Source organism: Caballeronia sp. TF1N1, assembly GCF_022878925.1.
Taxonomy (GTDB): Bacteria; Pseudomonadota; Gammaproteobacteria; order Burkholderiales; family Burkholderiaceae; genus Caballeronia.
The window spans coordinates 576,363-595,635 of sequence record NZ_CP084628.1 but is presented as its reverse complement, the minus strand read 5'-3'; the positions used below and the strand labels follow the sequence as shown (position 1 = coordinate 595,635).

Sequence of the window (19,273 nt, the reverse complement as noted above, 5' to 3'; positions counted from 1 at the left end):
AAGAGATTCCACGCTGGAACGGTATCCCACCCGGCGCTGTTAATCTGTGCGCCACATCGTTTTATCGGGATACGACGATTCCCGGGGAAGCGAATGAACGTACACAGAGACACGCCCGAAGAGGAGACAAGATGCAATCGCACATGGAAGACACCGCGCACCAGTCGATGCGCACCCGAGCCGTCACGGCCGCCGCCATCGGCACGGCGCTGGAATGGTTCGACTTCACCCTGTACGGCGCGCTTGCCGCGACCGTGCTGCCCAAGCTCTTTTTCCCCGCGATGGATTCGACCTCCGCGCTGCTCGCCTCGCTTGCCACCTTCGGCGTCGGGCTCGCGGCGCGGCCGCTCGGCGCGATCATCTGCGGGCATCTCGGCGACAAGCTCGGCCGCCGCAATCTCATGCTCGGCACCGTCACCGTGATGGGCCTCGCGTCCATGCTGATGGGCTTCTTGCCGACTTACGCGAGCATCGGCGTATGGGCGCCCACGCTGCTCGTGATCCTGCGTATCCTGCAAGGCTTTGCGCTCGGCGGCGAATCAACCGGCGCGCAATTGATGGCGATCGAGCACGCGAGCCCCAACGCGCGTGGCAAATATTCGGGCCTGCTCGGTCTGTGCTCGCCGCTCTCGCAGATCATGGCGAACGGGGTGCTGCTGACGCTTTCATCGACCATGTCGGCCGAATCCTTCGATGCCTACGGCTGGCGCATTCCCTTCATCCTGAGCTTCGTGCTCGTGATGGTCGGCGTGTATATCCGCTTGCGCGTGGCGGAGACGCCCGCGTTCGTCGCCTTGTCGAAAACCGAAGTCGCGGATGTCGGCAGTCCCTTGCGCGACGCCCTGCGTCTTCACTGGCGCACCGTGCTGCGCTGGATGCTCTTCTTCTGCGGACCGGCGGCGATTTTCTATCTGATCGTCGTGTTCTCGCTGAGCTATGTGACGAAGACGCTCGGCGTGCCGAAGCAAACCGGCTTTTTGCTGCTGATGGGCGCGAATGTCTGCGCCATCGTGGGCGCGCTGGCGGGCGGCATGCTGAGTGACCGCATCGGAAGAAGGAAGGCGCTGGCAATCGGTTCGACGGCGACCTTGCTGATGCTTTTCGTCTACTTCCAGATTCTCGACACGAAAAGCTTCCTGCCGATGCTCCTCGCGATGGGCTTCTTCCTCGGCTTCACGCAGTTCCAGAGCGGCATACAACCGGTCGCGTTCGCCGAAGCGTTTCCGACCAACGTGCGCTACTCTGGCTCGGCGCTCGCCTATACCGGCGCGAACCTGATCGCGGGCGGCCCGATGCCGGTCGTCGCGGTCTGGCTCTTCGCGCTGTGCAACGGTTCGCCGTGGGGCGTCGTGGCGGTGTGCGTGATCTTCAACGTCATCTCGCTCGCGATGATCCTCACCGCGCCCGAAACGCTCGGCATCGACCTGAACCGTACCGATTCCACCGCTGAAGTGATCGGCGCGACGACGCAGGCGCCGATGCAATCGAACACTCATTGACTCATCGACAACATGAAACCTCTCGTCTATGTTTTGAACGGCTCGAATCTGAACTTGCTTGGCAAGCGCGAGCCGCATTTGTATGGCACGACGACGCTCGCGCAAGTGCAATCGCGTTGCGAAGCGCTCGCCGACGAACTCGGTCTGCAATGCGATTTTCGTCAGACCAACCATGAAGGCGTGATGGTCGACTGGCTGCAGGAAGCGTTTGAAAAGGACGCATCGGTGGTCATCAACCCGGCCGGATTCTCATTCTCGTCGATACCCGTGCTCGACGCCGTGAAGCTCATCTCGAAGCCGCTCGTCGAGGTTCACGTGACGAATATTCATCGGCGTGACGAGCAGTATCGGCACTCGCTGATCTCGCTTGCGGCGCGTGGCGTGATCTGCGGTCTGGGCGTGCAAGGATACGTGCTGGCGATCCGCGCGGTGGACGAAATGCTGCGTGAGGGGTGAGCTTTAGGGCGTGGGTACGCGCGTTGCTGAATAGCCAAACATACCAACGTCCCCGGAGTTCAAATGGATACGCACGCCTATCAACCGTTGCCTTTCGATCCCTCGTTCGAACAAATCCCCGACGACGAAGCCGAGACCACGCAGCAACTCGCCGAAGCCATGCGTAGCATCACGGAGAAGACTTACGCCGATAGCGGTCACGCAATTCGCAGCGTGCACGCGAAGAGTCACGGGCTTCTAACCGGCGAGCTGCAAGTGGTCGATGGCTTGGCGCCTGAGCTCGCACAAGGCATCTTCGCGCACGGCGGCACGTATCCGGTGGTGCTGCGTTTATCGACGAATCCCGGCGATATTCTCGATGACAAAGTCTCGACACCGCGCGGCCTCGCGTTGAAGGTGATCGGCGTGGAAGGCGCGCGCTTGCCCGGGAGCGAAGGCGATGTCACGCAAGACTTGGTGATGATCAATGCACCCGCGTTCACGGCGGCGACGCCTAAAGCCTTCCTCGGCAACCTGAAGTTGCTCGCCAAGACCACCGACAAAATGCCCGGCACGAAGCAGGCGCTTTCGGCTGTGTTGCGCGGCACGGAAGCGGTGATCGAAAAACTCGGCGGCGAGAGCGGCACGATCAAGAGTCTTGGCGGACATCCCGAAACGCATATTCTTGGCGAGACTTTCTATACGGCCGTGCCGCACCTCTATGGCCAGTACTTCGGGAAGATCAGCGTGGCGCCGGTATCGCCGGAACTGACCGCCTTGACGGATGCGCCCGTCGATCTCGACGATAAACCCAACGGCCTGCGCGAAGCCGTCAGCGATTTCTTCGCGGCCAATAGCGGCGAATGGGAAGTGCGCGTACAGCTTGCAACGGATATCGAGAAGATGCCGATCGAAGATGCATCGAAGCGCTGGCCGGAAGATGAAAGTCCATACGTGACTGTGGCGCGGATTCGCGTGGCGCCGCAGACTTCGTGGAGCGATAGCCGCGCGGCCGCTATCGACGATGGCATGGCGTTCAGTCCTTGGCATGGGGTGGAGGCGCATCGACCGTTGGGCGGCGTGATGCGCTCGCGCAAGCCGGCTTACGAGATGTCGTCGCGCTTCCGTGGTGAGCGCAACGGCTGCCCGATGCATGAGCCGAAGGGATCGGTTGAAGCATGAAGGCTAAGGTTGGCGCGCGCGGCGAGTGTCGCGCGCTTCGTCAATTGATCTGCTTTTGCCAGAACGCCAGCGCGGCGCCGCAAAGCGCCACACCCATCACGAACCAGAAGCCGTCCAGCGAACTCAGAAAGCTCGCTTGCTGCGTCACCGCGCGGCCTATTTCCGCGAGCGCAAGTCCCTTTGCATCGGCGGCGTTTCGTCCCAGGGCCTCGAAGCCGCCTATCAGCCGTGCATACGTCTCCTGAAACACCGGATCGAATGGGTTGACCCGCTCCACGAGCCGCGTCTGATGCACGGCCGCGCGATGCTGTTCGAGGATGATCACCGTCGCCGTGGAGAACGACACCGTCAGTTGCTTGACGATGTTCTTGAAGCGATAACCATGGTTGAATTCCTCGATCGCGAAGATGCGGAACGTGATATTCGCCACCGGCAGCGCGATGAACAGCAGCACCATGCCGCGCAGCGTGAGCGGCGCGATGAGCCATGGCATGCTGACATCGGGCGGCATATTCACCATCCACACGCTGACGAACGCGGAGATTAGAAAGCCCGTGCCGATCAGCCACTTCTTGTGCGCGACGCGCGCCGAGTAGCGAAAGTACAAATAAGCCGCGGCAAGCGCGACGAGCGACGTGCAGCCTGTGAGCCTGCCGGCGTTCTCCACCGGATAGTGCAGCCCGCCTTCGAGAAAACGCGAGACAAGAAAACTGAGCGTGGTGTTCACGTAATAGAACGCGATATACAACATGATGCCCACGCGAAACGGCTTCTCGCGCAACGCATGCAAGCGGATGAGCGGCCGCGGATGATGCCACTGATGCCACACGAACCAGCCGAGCGCAAAAAGTCCCGCCGCCGTGAGCATGATGAGCAGCGGCGAGCTGCTGAAGAGTTGAAAGCGCACTTGCTGCATGACGATCTGCAACGCGCCTTGCGCAAACGCGAACATGATGTACGGCCAGAAATGCGCCTCGCCGCGCGCTTCGGGTTGCACGCGTCCGCTCGACGGCACGGCGAGCAGCACAAAGAGGCCGCACGCGGCTCCCGCTATCGCCGTGCTCGTGAATAGCGCACGCCAGCCAAACGACGCGACCAGATATCCGCCGATGAGCGGCGCAAGGGCGCTGCCGAGCAAGATCATGTTGAGAAACGCGCGCGTCGCTCGCGGACGTTGCTGCGGCGTGAAGCGCATCTGAATGAGGATGCGGCATGCGCTCATCATGGGGCCGATGAAGTAGCCTTGAAAGCCGCGCGCGAGCGCCAGTTCGAACGACGATTCGCACAGTGTCGCGGCTATTGCGCCGGCGGCAAACAGAAAGAGACTTCCGCCGATATACCGCCGGTTGCCAAGCCGCTCGATCCACCATTGCTGTTGCAGGATGCCAAGCACGGACGCAACCGCGTAGGCACTCGACGCCCACACGAGTTCGTCGGTCGATGAGTTAATGCCGCCCGCGATATAGCTCGTGAAGAACGAGAAGATCGAGTTGTCGAAGTAATCGAGTCCGGTGGCAAGCGCGATGGCCCACGGAAACATGACGTCGCGAAGCGTGGCGGCGCCAAGCTTTGGTGCGGGTAAGCGTGGTAAGCGTGCTGCGGTCATTCGCCATCGACCTCTTGACTGCCTGGCTGGTTGCCGCGCTTCGTCTTTTTCTGCGTGGCCATACGCTCCTGAAACAAGTCTTCCTTGCTTTCTCCGGCGATTCTTCGCCGCAAGTAATCCAGGTCCGCGTTGAGCTCGCCGCGCACGGCTTGCGCTTCCTTGAGTTCACGACGCACGCTGGCAATCCGCGCATCGAGCGAATCGATTTGTTGCGACAACGCCTGTTCGATCTCGCGCAGCGAATCCGGCGAAAAACCCGTGCGTCCCGCGCCGAGCGTTTCCAGCGGGCGCTTGAGGATCTCGGTAATGCCTTGCAAGGAAAAGCCAAGCGAACGCAGCCGCAGAACGCGCGCGAACTTCTCCAGATCCTGTTCGCTGTACAGCCGGTAACGTCCCTCGCTGCGATCCGGCGTGACGAGACCGCGCTCCTCGTAATACTTCAGCGTGCGCGGCGTGACCTGAAGACGCTCGGCGGCGTCGCGAATAGTCAGAAGCGCGGGCTTCGTCGTCATGTGAATGCACTCGCGGATACGTAAACGAGCTGGATTATAAAGCAACGTGTACGTTCACGTTCAGGTTGAAGCGGCCGCGCGTCTTGCTATCGAGCATAGCCAGCCTCGGGCGAAGTTCAATCGTTTCTGTAAAAAATTTCGTGAAACGGCCAAAGTGGAAATAATCGGCGAAGATCTTTCGATTTCCGACGCTTTCTGCGCAAGCCGTGGCCTCTTTGAATGATAGACTTGAGCAGTTTTTAAAACCATCAGGGACGTCGCGCCCTCACGAGTTCGCCATGAATACCAACAACACCGGCAAGAAACGTTTCTCGATGATCCGCGAGTTTCATCTGGCCGACTGGTTCACGCTGGGCAACGCGGTCTGCGGCACGGGCGCGCTGTTCTCGTCAATGTCCTATCTCGACGACAACGACGTCCTCCATATCTATCTTGCATGCGCGTTGGTATTCGCCGCGCTCGTCTTCGACGTTCTCGATGGCCGTATCGCGCGCTGGCGTCAGAAGGCGTCGCTCTTGGGGAAAGAGCTCGACTCGCTCGCCGATGTGATCTCGTTCGGCGTGGCGCCGGCGGTCATCGGTTATGCGTGCGGCATGCGCGGCCTCTATGACCGCGTGATGCTCGCGTATTTCGTCGCGTGCGGCGTCTCGCGGCTCGCGCGTTATAACGTGACCACCGAGGAAATGTCGGCCGGCAGCGGCAAGGTCACGCACTTCGAAGGCACGCCCATTCCGACGTCGTTTGCCATCGTGTTGATGCTCGGCATCGCGGGCTGGTACAACGCGGTCGGCGCGAATCTCTGGTTCGGCGCGTGGGAATTCGCGGGCTTCACGCTGCATCCCTTGACGCTCGTTTATGCCGTCTCCGGCTCGTTGATGATCAGCCGTATCCGCATTCCGAAGCCCTGAGTGGCGAGCCCAGATCAGTGACCGCGCGCGGCGGTGTGTCGGCCGAGCGCGAGGTAATGCACCAACGCCACAAGCGGGAACGCCGTGGCGACCCATCCCACCAGCGTCCAGCCGCCGTGCTCGTAGAGCGGGCCCGCCAGTGCCGAGCCGCACGCGCCGCCCACGAAGATACTCGTCATATACACGGCGTTCAGCCGGTTCCGGCTCGTCGCATGCAGCGCGTAGATTTCGCGCTGGCCGAGCACCATGTTCATTTGCACCGCGAAGTCGAGCACCACGCCCGTGACGACGAGCGCGCCCACGCCCCACGCCGGATGAATCAACGCCGGAAGATACGCGAGCGCCGCAAGCGCCAGCGCGATGAAGGTGGCGCGCACGGTGTGACCGGCATCGGCGAGGCGGCCGGCGATCGGCGCGGAAGTGGCGCCCATCGCGCCGATCAATGCGAACAAGCCGATCTGCGTCTGCGTCAACCCAAAGCCGCGCGTGAGCTCGACGGGTATGGCGGTCCAAAAGAGACTGAACGAAGCGAACATCAGCCCTTGATACAGCGAGCGATGACGCAGCACGGGCATCGTGCGCACGAGATGGCCGAGCGAGGCGATCAGTTCGAAGTAAGTCGCCTGATGGCTCGGTTGACGGCGCGGAATGGTGAAGGCAAGCACGCTGGTCACGATGACCATCAGCACGGCGGCCGCGCCGAACATGGCGCGCCAGCCGAAGTGGCCCGCGACCACACTGGAAATCGGCCGCGAAAGCAGGATACCGAGCAGCAAGCCGCTCATGATCGTGCCGACGACCTTGCCGCGCGACTCGTCGGGCGCGAGATGCGCGGCGAGCGGAATCAGGATCTGCACCGCGACGGATGAAAACCCCACGAGAAGCGAGATGCAGAGGAACCAGACGGGATCGTGCGAGAACGCGGCGGCCGTCAAGCTCGCGATGGAAACGAGCGCGGTCACGATCATGAGCCTTCGGTTTTCGAGCAGATCGCCGAGCGGCACGATGAAGAAGAGGCCGAGCGCATAGCCTATCTGCGTCAACGAGACGATCAGACTCGCGGTGCCGCCTTTCATGTGCAGATCGGGCGCGATGAGTTCGGTGATCGGCTGCGCGTAATACAGATTCGCGACGATGGCGCCGCAGCAAAACGCAAAAAGCGCGATCAGGCCGCGCGTGAGCTCGATGCGCCGCGCGCCATCGAGCCCGGACGATGCTGGTGTCGACATGGATGATCCCTGTGTGAAGCCGCAAGGATACGTGTTCGCGAAGCGGCTTGCAGGGCGCGGCGTTTTGAAAGGCGCATGCCGATGCGCGTTCGATCAACCTTCGCGATGCGCTTCCGCGTGCGCATCGACCTGAAACAGATCCTCGTCGCCTGCCGCGAACCGGTAGGTGCCGCGTTGCTCGCGCTTCGCTTCGTAGAGCGCCGCATCCGCGCGTTTCAGGGCGCTCTCGAACAACTCGCCGCGTCGCGCCAGCGCGATACCGACGCTCACGCCCACGCGCGCAATACCGCCATCGTCGAGTTCGTAAGGCGCCGACAGATCGCCGATGATGCGCCGCGCGAATGCCGCACCCGACGTTCGCGCAATGTAAGTCGCCACGATGGCGAACTCGTCGCCGCCGAGCCGCGCGACCAGCTCGCCGCGCCGCATCGCGTTACGCAGGCGGTCGGCGGCCTGGGTCAGCAGCTCGTCGCCCGCGTTGTGGCCGTGCGTGTCGTTGACGCGCTTGAAGCCGTCGAGATCGACATACATCACCATGACCTTCTCGCGGCCCGCGCCGTTCGCCATCAGCCGTTCGGCGTGATCGCCGAGATAGCGGCGGTTGGGCAGTCCCGTGAGCGAATCGTGATGCGCCCAATGCAGAAGCCGCGCTTCCGAGCGGCGCCGCTCCGTCACGTCCTCGATGATGATCACCGCGCTGCCGTCCGGCACCGCGTTGCGGCAAAGTTCGAGTTGCCGGCCATCGGCGAGATTCAGTTCGAGCGCGCCTTGCCCGTCTTTCAGCCACAGCGCGCAACGTTCGACCAGTTGCGCACGCAAGGTCTCGCCGAACTTCGCGAGTCCCGCATGGCCGATGAAATCCGGCAACGATATATTCAGCCGCAGCATCTCGACGGTCGAGCCGAACAGTTCCGCCGCCCGTCGATTGGCGATGATCACCTTGCCTTCCGCATCGACGGTGCAAAGGCCGTGCGGCATGTGGGCGAGGGCGGCGTCGAAGCGCGCGGCGAGTTCGGCGTGACGCTGCTCCGCGATCATCAGCGCGACGAGCGTGCGATAGTGGCGGCGCACGACCGAACCCATCGCGCCGATATACAGGAAAAGCGGCGGCACGAGCATCCAGAAACTTCCGCCCGCGAGCAGCGCCCCAAAACCGATCGGCGCCGCGCCGAGGCAAATCTGCGCGCTGACGAGATACGGCGTGCCCGCATTGCGCGATGCGATGCCGCCGAGCAATCCCGCCGTCACCATGATCGCGAGCGCGGCCAGCACGGTATCGCCGGAGATGACGCAGGCCATCGCGCCGAGTCCCAGCGCGAGACACGCAAGGAGCGCGAAGGGCGCATAGCGCGCGGCCCAGGGCTCGGGATGCGGCGCGTCCGGGCGGCTCAACGCGCGATACCGGCACACGATACCGACGCGCGCCGCGAGCAACAGCACATCGGCGCCGAGCCAGAGCACGGTCCAGAGCGCATGCAGACGCAAGAGCGCGATCGTCGCGACGAAAGCGCTGGAAAGACCGGAGAGCAGAAGCGGCCGAATGTCCTCGACGAGGGTGGATAGCAGCGACGCGCGAATGGCCGCCGTGATCGGTCCGTCCGTGGTCGAAGGCGTGGCCAAAATGGAATCGCGCAAGGACGAAGTGGCTGACATACTGAGACCGGCTAAACGTTGTAGTTGCGCGGGAGAGCGGATGAATCGCCGTTAGCGCCGGTATACGCGTTATCGGCTGCCCGGTGACGAGCTTTAGCGCGCAACGCGCGACGCATGGCTATTGTCAGTGCGCGCCGCGGGTTGCAGAATCTGCGCATCGTCGAAAGCGAGGTTCGAGCTTTCCACGCTTCATTCATCCACCGAAAGGAATTCGTTATGGCAAAGATCCTCACGCTGCATGGCGTCAATCTCAACATGTTCGGCAAGCGCGACCCCAAGCAGTACGGCACGGCCACGCTCGCGCAGATTGACGAACAGTTGCAAGCGCTCGGCAAGGAACTGGGCGTCGAGGTGGAAAGTTACCAGACCAATATCGAAGGGGAGATGTGCGCGCGCATCCACAAGGCGTTCGAAGACAAGGTGGATGCGATCATCATCAACGCGGGCGCGTGGACGCATTACAGCTACGGTATTCGGGATGCACTCGCCATTCTCACCGTGCCTATCGTCGAAGTGCACATGTCGCATGTGCATGCACGCGAGGAGTTCCGTCACAAGTCGGTATTCGCGGAAGTCGCGAAGGGGCAGATTTCCGGCTTCGGCGTGGACAGCTATCTGCTCGGCTTGCGCGCGGCGGTGGCGGCAATCAAATAATTCATCGGCAGCGGCCGTTTGTCGGGCGACAACGGCCTGCCGTATTCGGACGCGGTACTTCGGGACCGCGCTACTTCAGGCCGTGTGGCTGAAATCCTTGATGCGCTCGGCAAGCGTGCGTTGGTCACGACGCACGCGCGCCGGCTTCAATTGCTGCGCCGCCGAGCCGCGGATGAACAGCACCGCGCAGATCGCGCAAATCGCCCACACAGTTGCGATGATCGTCAGGTAGTTCATGTTCTCTTCCAGATTCTTTCGGCTTGCGCGTCTAATTCCCTGATCGCGGACGGCTTCCACATGGAGCCGCCGCGCTTCTCTTTGGTGCTTAAATTTTCGATGCCGGTAGCGCGAGCAGTCGGCCGATGGTCAGTTGCGCCAGTTCGTTCTGTTCGGTGATGGAGACCGCGTCTTGCGCCGAGGCGTCGTGTCCGGCGAGCAGCTTGCCCGCGAGGCGCATGATGTTTTCCGACGCCGCCTGCAGCGTGCTCAAGAGTTCCGCTTCCGAATCCGCTTTCGAACCGATTACGCGATGCGGTGCCGCGTTGCCTTCCATCGTCTGAAACATGTCGACTTCCCCGTTGAGTGCATGAGATGAATTTTGCGGTCGCGGATGCCGAATCAATCCTCCGAACAAGCCCTGATTCCGGCCTCAGATCGTTTGCGCGGTAGGCCTAAAGTTGCTGGGAACGGCGAGCAAGGTCCGCCCGATAAGGCTCCGCGGCGGCCAGGCGGTAGAATCGCGTTTCGTCCGCTTCGCTGGCCAAAACGATAAAAGCAACGTTTGCGTGTCATTCGGACAAAAAAACAACAGTGGGCCGCTTTGCGGCTCAAAAGAACCCTAGGGGTTTTCGCGCAGTTCAGGCAGGCATCGACATGGCTTTAGGCACTTCACAGACAGAACAGGCAGTACAGGCATCGCAGACGACGCTTCGGCGAGGTCTCAAGAGCCGGCATATCCAGTTGATCGCGCTTGGCGGCGCAATTGGCACCGGGCTCTTTTTGGGCGTCGCGCAGACCATCCGGCTCGCGGGGCCGTCCGTGCTGCTCGGCTATGCCATCGCCGGGCTGGCGGCGTTTTTCATCATGCGGCAGTTGGGCGAGATGGTCGTCGATGAACCGGTGGCCGGCTCGTTCAGCCATTTCGCTGCACGTTATTGGGGCAACGCGGCGGGCTTCATCTCCGGCTGGAACTATTGGGCGGTCTACATTCTCGTGAGCATGGCGGAGCTGTCGGCCATCGGCATCTACATGCAGTATTGGTGGCCGATGCTGCCCGCGTGGGTGTCGGCGCTCGTGTGCTTCGCGCTCGTCAACGCCATCAATCTGACGAGCGTGAAGTCATACGGCGAGATGGAGTTCTGGTTCGCCATCGTGAAGGTCGCGGCCATCGTCGGCATGATCCTGTTTGGCGCGTATCTGCTGATCTCGGGTCACGCGGGGCCGCAAGCGAGCGTCACCAACCTGTGGAAGCTCGGCGGCTTTTTTCCCTATGGCGTGAGCGGGCTCGTCATGTCCATGGCCGTCATCATGTTTTCGTTCGGCGGGCTCGAACTCGTCGGCATCACGGCAGCGGAAGCGGAAGACCCGTCGCGCAGCATTCCGCGCGCGACCAATCAGGTCATCTATCGCATTCTCATTTTCTATATCGGCGCGCTTGGCGTGCTGCTTTCGCTGTATCCGTGGGACAAGGTCGTGACGGGCGGCAGTCCGTTCGTGTTGATCTTCCGCGAGATGAACAGCGGCCTCGTCGCGAACGTGCTCAATGTGATCGTGCTGACGGCCGCGCTTTCGGTCTATAACAGCGGCGTCTATGCCAACAGCCGCATGCTTTACGGTCTCGCGCAGCAAGGCAATGCGCCGCGCGCCCTGTTGCGGGTGAGCGCGCGCGGCATTCCGCTCGTCGCGCTCGGCGTGTCGGCGCTCGTCACGGCGGCTTGCGTGCTCATCAATTACTTCATTCCGGGACGCGCCTTCGAATTGCTGATGGGTCTCGCGGTTTCCGCGCTCGTCATCAACTGGGCGATGATCAGCATCATCCATCTGAAGTTCCGCGCTAGGAAGCGCGCGAGCGGCTCGGTGACGGCGTTCCCGAGCCTCGGCTATCCGCTCACGAACTATCTGTGTCTTGCATTCGTCGCGGGCATAGTCTGGGTGATGTTCGAGACGCCGGGCTTGCGGCTCTCCGTCTGGCTGATCCCGATCTGGCTGGCCGTTCTCGGAATCGGCTACTATCTCGGAAAAAGGAACGGCAGCGCGGGCCAATCACGCCGCGCGCCGACTCGCTGAACTCCCGTCCCGAAGTCCTGAAACCACCACCATGTTCGAACATATCGATGCCTACCCCGGCGACCCGATTCTCACGCTGAACGAAAACTTTCAGAAGGACCCGCGCACCGACAAGGTCAATCTGAGTATTGGCATCTATTTCGACGATGCCGGCCGTCTTCCCGTGATGCAAGCCGTGCGCGAAGCCGAGCTTTCGCTCTTGCAGGAACTCGGCCCGAAGCCGTATCTGCCGATGGCCGGGTTCGCGCATTATCGCGATGCCGTGCAGACGCTCGTTTTTGGCGCCGAGAGCGCACCGCGTGCCGACGGACGCATTGCGAGCGTGCAGACGCTCGGTGGTTCGGGCGCGTTGAAAGTGGGCGCGGATTTCATCCGGCGTTACTTCCCGGACGCGAAGGTGTGGGTAAGCGATCCGACGTGGGAGAACCACCGTTTCATCTTCGAGCGCGCGGGCTTCGAAGTGAACACGTATCCCTATTACGACGAAGCAACCGGCGGGCTGTTGTTCGATGCCATGCTGGACGCCATCGACAAGCTGCCTGCAAAGAGCGTCGTGCTGCTGCATGCGTGCTGTCATAACCCGACAGGCGTCGATCTGGACGAAGCGCAGTGGGTGGAGGTCATCGACGTACTGCAAAAGCGCGACTTGCTGCCCTTCGTCGACATGGCGTATCAAGGCTTCGGCGCAGGGCTCGACGCCGATGCCTTCGCGGTGCGCGAGATTGCGCGGCGCGGCGTGCCGGCGTTCGTCGCCAACTCGTTCTCGAAGAATTTCTCGCTGTACGGCGAGCGCTGTGGCGGCCTGCATGTCGTATGCGACGATGCCGCTGAAGCCGATCGCGTGCTCGGTCAATTGACGAGCGCGGTGCGCGCGAACTACAGTAATCCACCGACGCATGGCGCGAAGATCGTGACCAAGGTGCTGAACACGCCGGAACTCGCGCAATCGTGGCGCGAGGAACTGGCGGCGATGTGTCAGCGCATCGCGCGTATGCGGCACGCGATTCACGACGGCCTGCGCGAGCATGTACGCGGCGAGGCGCTTGCGCGTTATATCAAGCAACGCGGCATGTTCACGTACACCGGCTTGCAGGCGGAGCAAGTGGACCGTCTGCGCGAGGAGTTCGGCGTATATATCTTGCGCTCCGGCCGCATGTGCGTCGCGGGCCTGAACGACAGCAACGTGCAGGTGGTGGCGGACTCCATCGGCAAGGTGCTGGCGCGCTAGTCATAAAGCGGGACACGAGAGCACGCTCTGCGAAGGCAGCGTGCCCGGTCCCGCATCCACCTTCGAACCGCGCGGCGGCGTCGCAACGAGCCGCACGCTGTTCTCTCCCGCATTCGCGAGCACGTACTGCTCGGGACTTCCATCGGGCTGCCAGTACACGCGATACACCGCATCGTCTCGATAGACGTGCAGCGCGCCGTGTACCGTCTCGTCGCCGCGTTTCAGATTCACGCTTTCGCCTTCGCGCAACGCGAATGAGCTGCCCGCCGCGCCTTCGAGTGTGCCGCATGGCGCGGCTTCGGCGCTGCTTGCCGCGACAGCGCGAAGCATCAACGCCATCGCGCATAGCGAAATCACACGAATGTTCATTAGTATCGGCCTCGTTCGATAAAGGGCTGCGCCCCACACTCCGCGCGCGTTTTGCCCGACGTTCCCGCGCGCGTGTGCTACCTTGAATGAAGCAGCGTTCAGTCCCGGAGGGCCGCCATGTCAGTGATCGCACCGGACGAGAAAGCGGAGTTTCTTGCGATTCTCGCGCGCCACCGTTTCACCGAGGGCGATTTCCTCGTGACCGAAGCAGGCGCGTCGGATGTCGTCGACGACGTCTATCCATTGCAGGGCTATGTGACGATCGTGCGGCGATCCACTTCGAAGGAACGCGAATATCGCATCGGGCATGGCTCCCACTGGACCGTTGCCTTCGAGAAGGATCTGAACAAGCGCGTGTTCGGCTGAGGCGGGCACGCGATATCGGGCACGATGACATCCTTGAAGCGGAGCACGCGATGAGACCGACCGATTTTGCCTCGTTCAAAGCGCATGTCGCCATGTTGTTGCGCGACCTGCCGCGCGGCATGACCGCTGATTTCAACGACGTGGCCGTGGCTTACTGGAACGGCAAGCAAGTGATGGGCGCGTACCTGCGCGATAACGGGCGTATCGACGAAGACTTCGATTTCGACGAGAACGCGTGGGGCGTGTGGTGCGACGAGTTCCTCGCGTGGCTCGACGCGCCGCGCTTCTCCGAACGAAGCGATCTGAAAGCTGCATTACTCGCCGATCTCCCCATGGCCGACGTTCATCTCGGACGCTGGCCGCGCGCTCTGGCTTGAGCCATTGCGACGTGTCGTCACGGCACGCGAATTGCTACCCTCCCCCGGTTCACCATGTCCGAACCACGGCCGCAGGACGGCTGTGTTCCGCCATTCATCATCACGGAGGGTAGCAGTATGGCTGGCACCGGAAGACTTCATCCGCTCACGTTCGTCACGGCCGTCGGGTTCATCATCATCGGCGCGGTGCTTGCGGCCGGTGGTGCTTACCTCGTGACCTTGCAAGGATCGTGGTACTACGTAATCGCGGGCGCGGCCATCGTACTGACCGGCCTTTTGCTGTTGATACGGCGGCGCTCCGCGCTCTTGCTGTTTGCAATTTTCCTGTTTGCCTCGACGATCTGGGCCGTCTTCGAAGTCAAGTTCGATTTCTGGCAACTCATGCCGCGTCTCTGGATTTGGCTGCTGCTCGCACTGTGGCTGCTGATTCCGTTCGTGCATCGCGGCGCGCTGTTCGGGCCGCCTTCGACTGCACGCGCCGCGCGCGTGCCGCTGGCCGCTGCCGTCATCCTCACACTGTTGCTCGGTGCAGGCACGTACTTTCAGGACTTCCATGACCGTCCGGGACGTATCGATGTCAACGTAGCCGCCGATCCGAATCAGGCCGATCTGAACGCCGGCACCGGACGTGCGGCGAGCGACTGGACCGATTACGGCGGCTCGCCGCTGGCGCAACGGTATGCGCCGATCGCGCAGATCACGCCCGAGAACGCGCATCAGCTGAAAGTGGCGTGGACGTTTCGCACCGGCGACATGCCCGGCCCCGACGATCCCACGGAGACGACGGACGAGAACACGCCGATCAAGGTCGGCAACACCATTTTTCTGTGCACGCCGCATAGCAAGGTGATCGCGCTCGATGCCGCGACGGGTGCGGAACGCTGGCGCTTCGATCCGCAAATTCAAAGTCCCATCGGCTTCAAGCACTGGGAGCACATGACTTGCCGGGGCGTCGCTTATTACGATGCGGCAATGCACGTGGGTCCGCCCTCCGCCGCCGATGCGGCTGCTTCCGCTTCCGCGCCAGCGCTCGACGCGAGCGCATCCGCGCCCGCGGCTTCGACGGATACGACGGCTTCCGACGCCACCGCTTCGGCCAGCGCCTCCGCGCCCGCCGAAGCATCCGCGCCCGGCGCACCGGCCGCACCGGCCGCACCCGTAGCCGTTGCTCAAACCGCCGCCACCGGCGAGTGCTCGCGCCGTCTCTTTCTGCCGACCGCCGACGCCCGGCTCTTTGCGCTCGACGCCGATACCGGCAAGCCCTGCACGAACTTCGGCAAGAACGGCGCGATCGATCTGCGTTTGAACATCGGACCGTTCACGCCCGGCGGCTATTACTCCACCTCGCCACCCGCTGTCGTGCGCAATCTGGTAATCGTCGGCGGTCACGTAACGGACAACGAATCGAACAACGAACCTTCTGGCGTGATCCGCGCGTTCGACGTGAACGACGGCCATCTAATCTGGAACTGGGACTCGGGTAATCCGGACGCTACCGAACCGATCGCGCCGGGCGGCACCTACGTGCGCAACTCGCCCAACATGTGGTCGATGTTCAGCGTCGACGAAAAGCGCGGTCTCATCTACCTGCCGATGGGAAACCAAACGCCCGATCAGTGGGGCGGACAGCGCACGCCGCAAGCCGAGCGCTTCGCGGCAGGCCTGGTTGCGCTGGATGCGTTCACGGGCAAGCTGCGCTGGAACTACCAGTTTACGCACCACGATTTGTGGGACATGGATGTGGGCGGTCAACCGACGCTCGTCGATTTGCAGACGGCGGAGGGCACGCAACCGGCGGTGATCGCATCGACGAAACAGGGCAGCATTTACGTGCTGAACCGCGAGACCGGCAAGCCGATCGTGCCCATTACCGAGACGCCGGTGCCGCAAGGCGCTGCGCGTGGCGACCACACCGCGCCGACGCAGGCGGTTTCCGCGCTCAACTTCAATCCGCCGCGCGTGCGTGAGGCCGACATGTGGGGCACGACGCCGTTCGATCAGCTCTGGTGCCGTATCAAGTTCAAGAGTCTGCGTTACGAAGGCCCGTTCACGCCGCCGTCCGAGCAGGGCACGCTCGTGTTTCCGGGTAACTTCGGCGTGTTCGACTGGGGCGGCGTGTCAGTCGATCCGGTGCGGCAGATCCTCATCGCGAATCCAGACTACATGGCGTTCGTGTCGAAACTGATTCCGCGCGAGAAGCTCGACGCGCAGCAAGGAGAAAAGAAGGGCAGCGAGACGAGCGGTATCAAGCAGGCGCGCGGCACGCCGTTCGCCTATGAAATCAGCGCGTTTCTTTCGCCGCTCGGCATTCCGTGTCAGGCGCCGCCGTGGGGTTACGTGGCGGGCGTGGATCTGCGCACGGGCGGGATTGCATGGCAGCACAAGAACGGCACGATCCGCGATAGCGCGCCGCTGCCCATTCCGATGCCGCTCGGCGTGCCAAGCCTAGGCGGAACGATGGTCACGGCAGGCGGCGTGGCGTTCCTCACCGGTACGCTCGACCAGTACGTGCGCGCCTACGACGTGCGCGATGGCCACAAACTGTGGGAAGCGCGTCTGCCCGCGGGCGGCCAGGCGACGCCGATGAGTTACGCCGATGCCAGCGGCAAGCAATACGTGCTGGTCACGGCTGGCGGCCACGGTTCGCTCGGCACGAAAGCCGGCGACTACGTGATTGCCTACACGCTGCAGTGACGCAAACGGTAAGCGAAAAAAAGGAACGGCGGGCAATTGCCCGCCGTTCCTTTTTCAACCTGCGCGACAGCATGATCGCCGCCGCGTATGGAGCAACTCAAGCCGCGCGCCGATAGGCATCGGCCATGAGCTTGCTGACTTTTGCGCGTGTCTTGAGCGCGTCCAGAAAAGCGGCGCGCACGGTCTTGGCAATGGCGAAAACAAACGAACTTGAGGTAACGGCGATGACGGCCATGACTAAACTCCCTTAAAAATGAACGACCTAGGGTAACTAACTAGGTAATAACCCTATATTAGCATGTTGTGACGCAGTGCAACAAGTTGCTTTCAATATTTCCAAAAGTGTGGTTTGCGTGCAAGCTAAAGGGCACAGGCCGCATGTGATGGAAGTGGAATCCAAATTGCTCCAATGCAGGGCAAAACCGACTGATTACGCCGTTCTTCCAGAAGGGAGGATGTATGAAAGGGGATCGCTCGAGCCGTGCCGGCGCGTTGCCGTGGCTGTGTAGCGCAGTAATCGTGTCGGCCATCATTGGCGGTTGCAGCGGAGGAGGCGGTTCCAGTTCGACTCCGGCGGCGGGCAGCAGCGCGCCGGCGTCGAATCCTTCAGCGGCCTCAAGTCCGTCAGCGGCATCGACTCCGTCAGGCGCGTCGAGTCCCGCGGGCGCATCGAGCCCTTCAGGCGCATCGGGCGCTTCGGGGTCTTCGGGGTCTTCGGGGTCTTCGGGCGGAGCGGGCGGGGGCACCGTAGTTACCCCTGTCGCCCATCCGATGGACGTTGCGACCTATCACAACGACATCGGCCGCACCGGCCAGCAACTCGCGGAAACGAAGCTCACGCCGGCGAACGTCAATTCGACTACCTTCGGCAAGCTCAACGTGCTTGCGGCGGACGGACCCGTGGACGCGGAACCGCTCTTCCTGACGAGCGTGGCGATCGCGGGCGGCACGCACAACGTGCTCTACGTCGCCACCGAAAACGCCAGTGTCTACGCGTTCGACGCCGACACCGGCGCGATCCTGTGGAAATCGTCGATGTTAGGCGCAGGCGAAACACCGAGCGACGACCATGGCTGCGGCCAGATCACGCCGACTATCGGCATTACGGCGACGCCGGTCATCGACCGCACGCGCGGCCCGAATGGCGCAATCTACGTGGTCGGCATGTCGAAAGACACGTCGGGCAAGTATCACCAGCGCATTCACGCGCTCGACATCACGACAGGCGCGGAACTTTTCAACGGTCCGACCGAAATCGCCGCGTCGTATCCCGGCACGGGCGCGGGCAGCGCGAATGGCCGCGTGAGCTTCGATCCCGGCCAGTACGCCGAGCGCGCTTCGCTCTTGCTGCAAAACGGCGTGGTCTATACCGCGTGGACATCGCATTGCGACATCATGCCGTACACCGGTTGGGTGATCGGCTATAACGCCAGCACGCTGCAGCAGGCAAACGTGCTCAATCTCACGCCGAACGGCCAGATGGGCGCGATCTGGATGAGCGGCGCGGGCCTCGCGTCGGACGGCACGTCGATCTATTTCCTCGATGCCAACGGCACTTTCGACGCCACGCTCGACGGCAACGGCATGCCGATTCATGGCAATTTCGGCAACGGCTTTCTGAAACTCGGGACTTCGCCCGCCCTCGCCGTCACTGATTATTTCCAGCCGTCGAACACGGTGAACGAATCGGCGGCCGATGAAGATCTGGGTTCAGGCGGCGCGCTCGTATTGCCCGATCTCGTCGATGCGGGCGGCACGACGCATCATCTCGCGCTCGGCGCGGGCAAGACATCGACGATCTACGTGGTCAACCGCGACGCGATGGGCAAGTTCGATTCGAATGCGGATCACATCTATCAGGAGATCGTCGGGCAGATTCGCGGCCCGATGTTCGCCATGCCCGCGTACTTCAACAACACCGTTTATTTCGGCTCGATTGGCGACAGCATCAAGGCGTTCGGCATCGCGAACGCCGCCTTGTCCACGACGCCGACGAGCCAGACCGCAAACAGTTTCGGCTCGCCGGGCGCCACGCCAAGCGTGTCTGCGAACGGCGCGGCGAACGGCATCGTGTGGGCGGTGGAGAATGGCACCATCGCCGTGCTGCACGCCTACGACGCCAGCAATCTCGCGCGCGAGCTTTACAACAGCAATCAGGCGGCGGGCGCGCGCGATCAGTTCGGGCAGGGCAACAAGTTCATTACGCCGATGATCGCGAACGGCAAGGTCTATGTGGGGACGCGCAACGGCGTGGGCGTGTTCGGTCTGCGGTGAT

19 protein-coding genes are annotated in these 19,273 nt (G+C 62.5%); 11 read left to right on the top strand and 8 right to left on the bottom strand.

Annotation, left to right across the window (positions count from 1 at the left end; translation table 11 throughout):
* The first annotated feature begins 131 nt into the window (after positions 1 to 131).
* From LDZ28_RS23430 to LDZ28_RS23420, 3 genes are all read left to right on the top strand, one after another.
* Positions 132 to 1,499 (top strand): MFS transporter, encoded by a 1,368-nt coding sequence (locus LDZ28_RS23430; protein ID WP_244830992.1) that lies wholly within the window; start codon positions 132 to 134, stop codon positions 1,497 to 1,499.
* A gap of 12 nt (positions 1,500 to 1,511) precedes the next feature.
* On the top strand, positions 1,512 to 1,955 hold the full coding sequence (locus LDZ28_RS23425) for a type II 3-dehydroquinate dehydratase (RefSeq protein WP_244830991.1): 444 nt from the start codon (positions 1,512 to 1,514) through the stop codon (positions 1,953 to 1,955).
* 63 nt (positions 1,956 to 2,018) lie between these two features.
* Positions 2,019 to 3,116: a catalase family protein gene (locus LDZ28_RS23420; protein WP_244830990.1), complete on the top strand. Its 1,098-nt coding sequence runs from the start codon at positions 2,019 to 2,021 to the stop codon at positions 3,114 to 3,116.
* Positions 3,117 to 3,156: 40 nt separating this feature from the next.
* Here the strand turns inward: LDZ28_RS23420 and LDZ28_RS23415 are convergent, their stop codons facing one another.
* Both LDZ28_RS23415 and LDZ28_RS23410 read right to left on the bottom strand, forming a co-directional pair.
* Entirely contained in the window at positions 3,157 to 4,722 is a 1,566-nt protein-coding gene (locus tag LDZ28_RS23415) for an MFS transporter (protein ID WP_350029532.1), read from the bottom strand.
* A complete protein-coding gene (locus LDZ28_RS23410) occupies positions 4,719 to 5,234 on the bottom strand; it encodes a MerR family transcriptional regulator (protein ID WP_244830988.1) in 516 nt (171 codons plus the stop codon). Before LDZ28_RS23410 ends, LDZ28_RS23415 begins: the two co-directional genes overlap by 4 nt.
* 278 nt (positions 5,235 to 5,512) lie before the next feature.
* Here LDZ28_RS23410 and pssA point away from each other — a divergent pair, with 278 nt between their 5' ends.
* Positions 5,513 to 6,142, top strand: coding sequence for a CDP-diacylglycerol--serine O-phosphatidyltransferase (pssA, locus tag LDZ28_RS23405; RefSeq protein WP_244830987.1), 630 nt, complete (start codon positions 5,513 to 5,515; stop codon positions 6,140 to 6,142).
* 14 nt (positions 6,143 to 6,156) lie between these two features.
* On the opposite strand, the gene LDZ28_RS23400 is transcribed toward pssA, so the two are convergent.
* Both LDZ28_RS23400 and LDZ28_RS23395 read right to left on the bottom strand, forming a co-directional pair.
* Positions 6,157 to 7,371, bottom strand: coding sequence for an MFS transporter (locus LDZ28_RS23400; protein WP_244830986.1), 1,215 nt, complete (start codon positions 7,369 to 7,371; stop codon positions 6,157 to 6,159).
* A gap of 93 nt (positions 7,372 to 7,464) precedes the next feature.
* Positions 7,465 to 9,024: a sensor domain-containing diguanylate cyclase gene (locus tag LDZ28_RS23395; protein WP_244830985.1), complete on the bottom strand. Its 1,560-nt coding sequence runs from the start codon at positions 9,022 to 9,024 to the stop codon at positions 7,465 to 7,467.
* A gap of 216 nt (positions 9,025 to 9,240) precedes the next feature.
* On the opposite strand from LDZ28_RS23395, the gene aroQ reads away from it, so the two are divergent.
* On the top strand, positions 9,241 to 9,678 hold the full coding sequence (gene aroQ, locus LDZ28_RS23390; protein ID WP_244830984.1) for a type II 3-dehydroquinate dehydratase: 438 nt from the start codon (positions 9,241 to 9,243) through the stop codon (positions 9,676 to 9,678).
* Positions 9,679 to 9,753: 75 nt separating this feature from the next.
* Here the strand turns inward: aroQ and LDZ28_RS23385 are convergent, their stop codons facing one another.
* Positions 9,754 to 9,915, bottom strand: coding sequence for a hypothetical protein (locus LDZ28_RS23385; protein WP_244830983.1), 162 nt, complete (start codon positions 9,913 to 9,915; stop codon positions 9,754 to 9,756).
* Between the two features lie 88 nt (positions 9,916 to 10,003).
* The gene (locus LDZ28_RS23380) at positions 10,004 to 10,243 is read right to left on the bottom strand and encodes a hypothetical protein (RefSeq protein WP_244830982.1); all 240 of its coding nucleotides are present in this window, start codon (positions 10,241 to 10,243) and stop codon (positions 10,004 to 10,006) included.
* 308 nt (positions 10,244 to 10,551) lie between these two features.
* On the opposite strand from LDZ28_RS23380, the gene LDZ28_RS23375 reads away from it, so the two are divergent.
* Entirely contained in the window at positions 10,552 to 11,964 is a 1,413-nt protein-coding gene (locus LDZ28_RS23375) for an amino acid permease (RefSeq protein ID WP_244830981.1), read from the top strand.
* Between the two features lie 31 nt (positions 11,965 to 11,995).
* Positions 11,996 to 13,192 carry an amino acid aminotransferase gene (locus LDZ28_RS23370; RefSeq protein WP_244830980.1) on the top strand — a complete coding sequence of 399 codons (1,197 nt, stop codon included), beginning with the start codon at positions 11,996 to 11,998 and terminating at the stop codon, positions 13,190 to 13,192.
* Here the strand turns inward: LDZ28_RS23370 and LDZ28_RS23365 are convergent, their stop codons facing one another.
* A complete protein-coding gene (locus LDZ28_RS23365) occupies positions 13,193 to 13,561 on the bottom strand; it encodes a hypothetical protein (RefSeq protein WP_244830979.1) in 369 nt (122 codons plus the stop codon).
* Between the two features lie 117 nt (positions 13,562 to 13,678).
* On the opposite strand from LDZ28_RS23365, the gene LDZ28_RS23360 reads away from it, so the two are divergent.
* From LDZ28_RS23360 to LDZ28_RS23350, 3 genes are all read left to right on the top strand, one after another.
* Complete coding sequence (locus tag LDZ28_RS23360; protein WP_244830978.1) at positions 13,679 to 13,927, top strand: hypothetical protein; 249 nt, start codon at positions 13,679 to 13,681, stop codon at positions 13,925 to 13,927.
* 50 nt (positions 13,928 to 13,977) lie between these two features.
* The gene (locus LDZ28_RS23355; RefSeq protein WP_244830977.1) at positions 13,978 to 14,304 is read left to right on the top strand and encodes a hypothetical protein; all 327 of its coding nucleotides are present in this window, start codon (positions 13,978 to 13,980) and stop codon (positions 14,302 to 14,304) included.
* A gap of 117 nt (positions 14,305 to 14,421) precedes the next feature.
* On the top strand, positions 14,422 to 16,998 hold the full coding sequence (locus LDZ28_RS23350; RefSeq protein WP_244830976.1) for a glucose/quinate/shikimate family membrane-bound PQQ-dependent dehydrogenase: 2,577 nt from the start codon (positions 14,422 to 14,424) through the stop codon (positions 16,996 to 16,998).
* Between the two features lie 97 nt (positions 16,999 to 17,095).
* Here LDZ28_RS23350 and LDZ28_RS23345 read toward each other — a convergent pair whose 3' ends face one another.
* Positions 17,096 to 17,233: a hypothetical protein gene (locus tag LDZ28_RS23345; RefSeq protein WP_244830975.1), complete on the bottom strand. Its 138-nt coding sequence runs from the start codon at positions 17,231 to 17,233 to the stop codon at positions 17,096 to 17,098.
* 536 nt (positions 17,234 to 17,769) lie between these two features.
* Between LDZ28_RS23345 and LDZ28_RS23340 the strand changes: the two genes are divergently transcribed.
* The gene (locus LDZ28_RS23340; protein WP_244830974.1) at positions 17,770 to 19,272 is read left to right on the top strand and encodes a PQQ-binding-like beta-propeller repeat protein; all 1,503 of its coding nucleotides are present in this window, start codon (positions 17,770 to 17,772) and stop codon (positions 19,270 to 19,272) included.
* The last annotated feature ends 1 nt before the right edge of the window (position 19,273 follow it).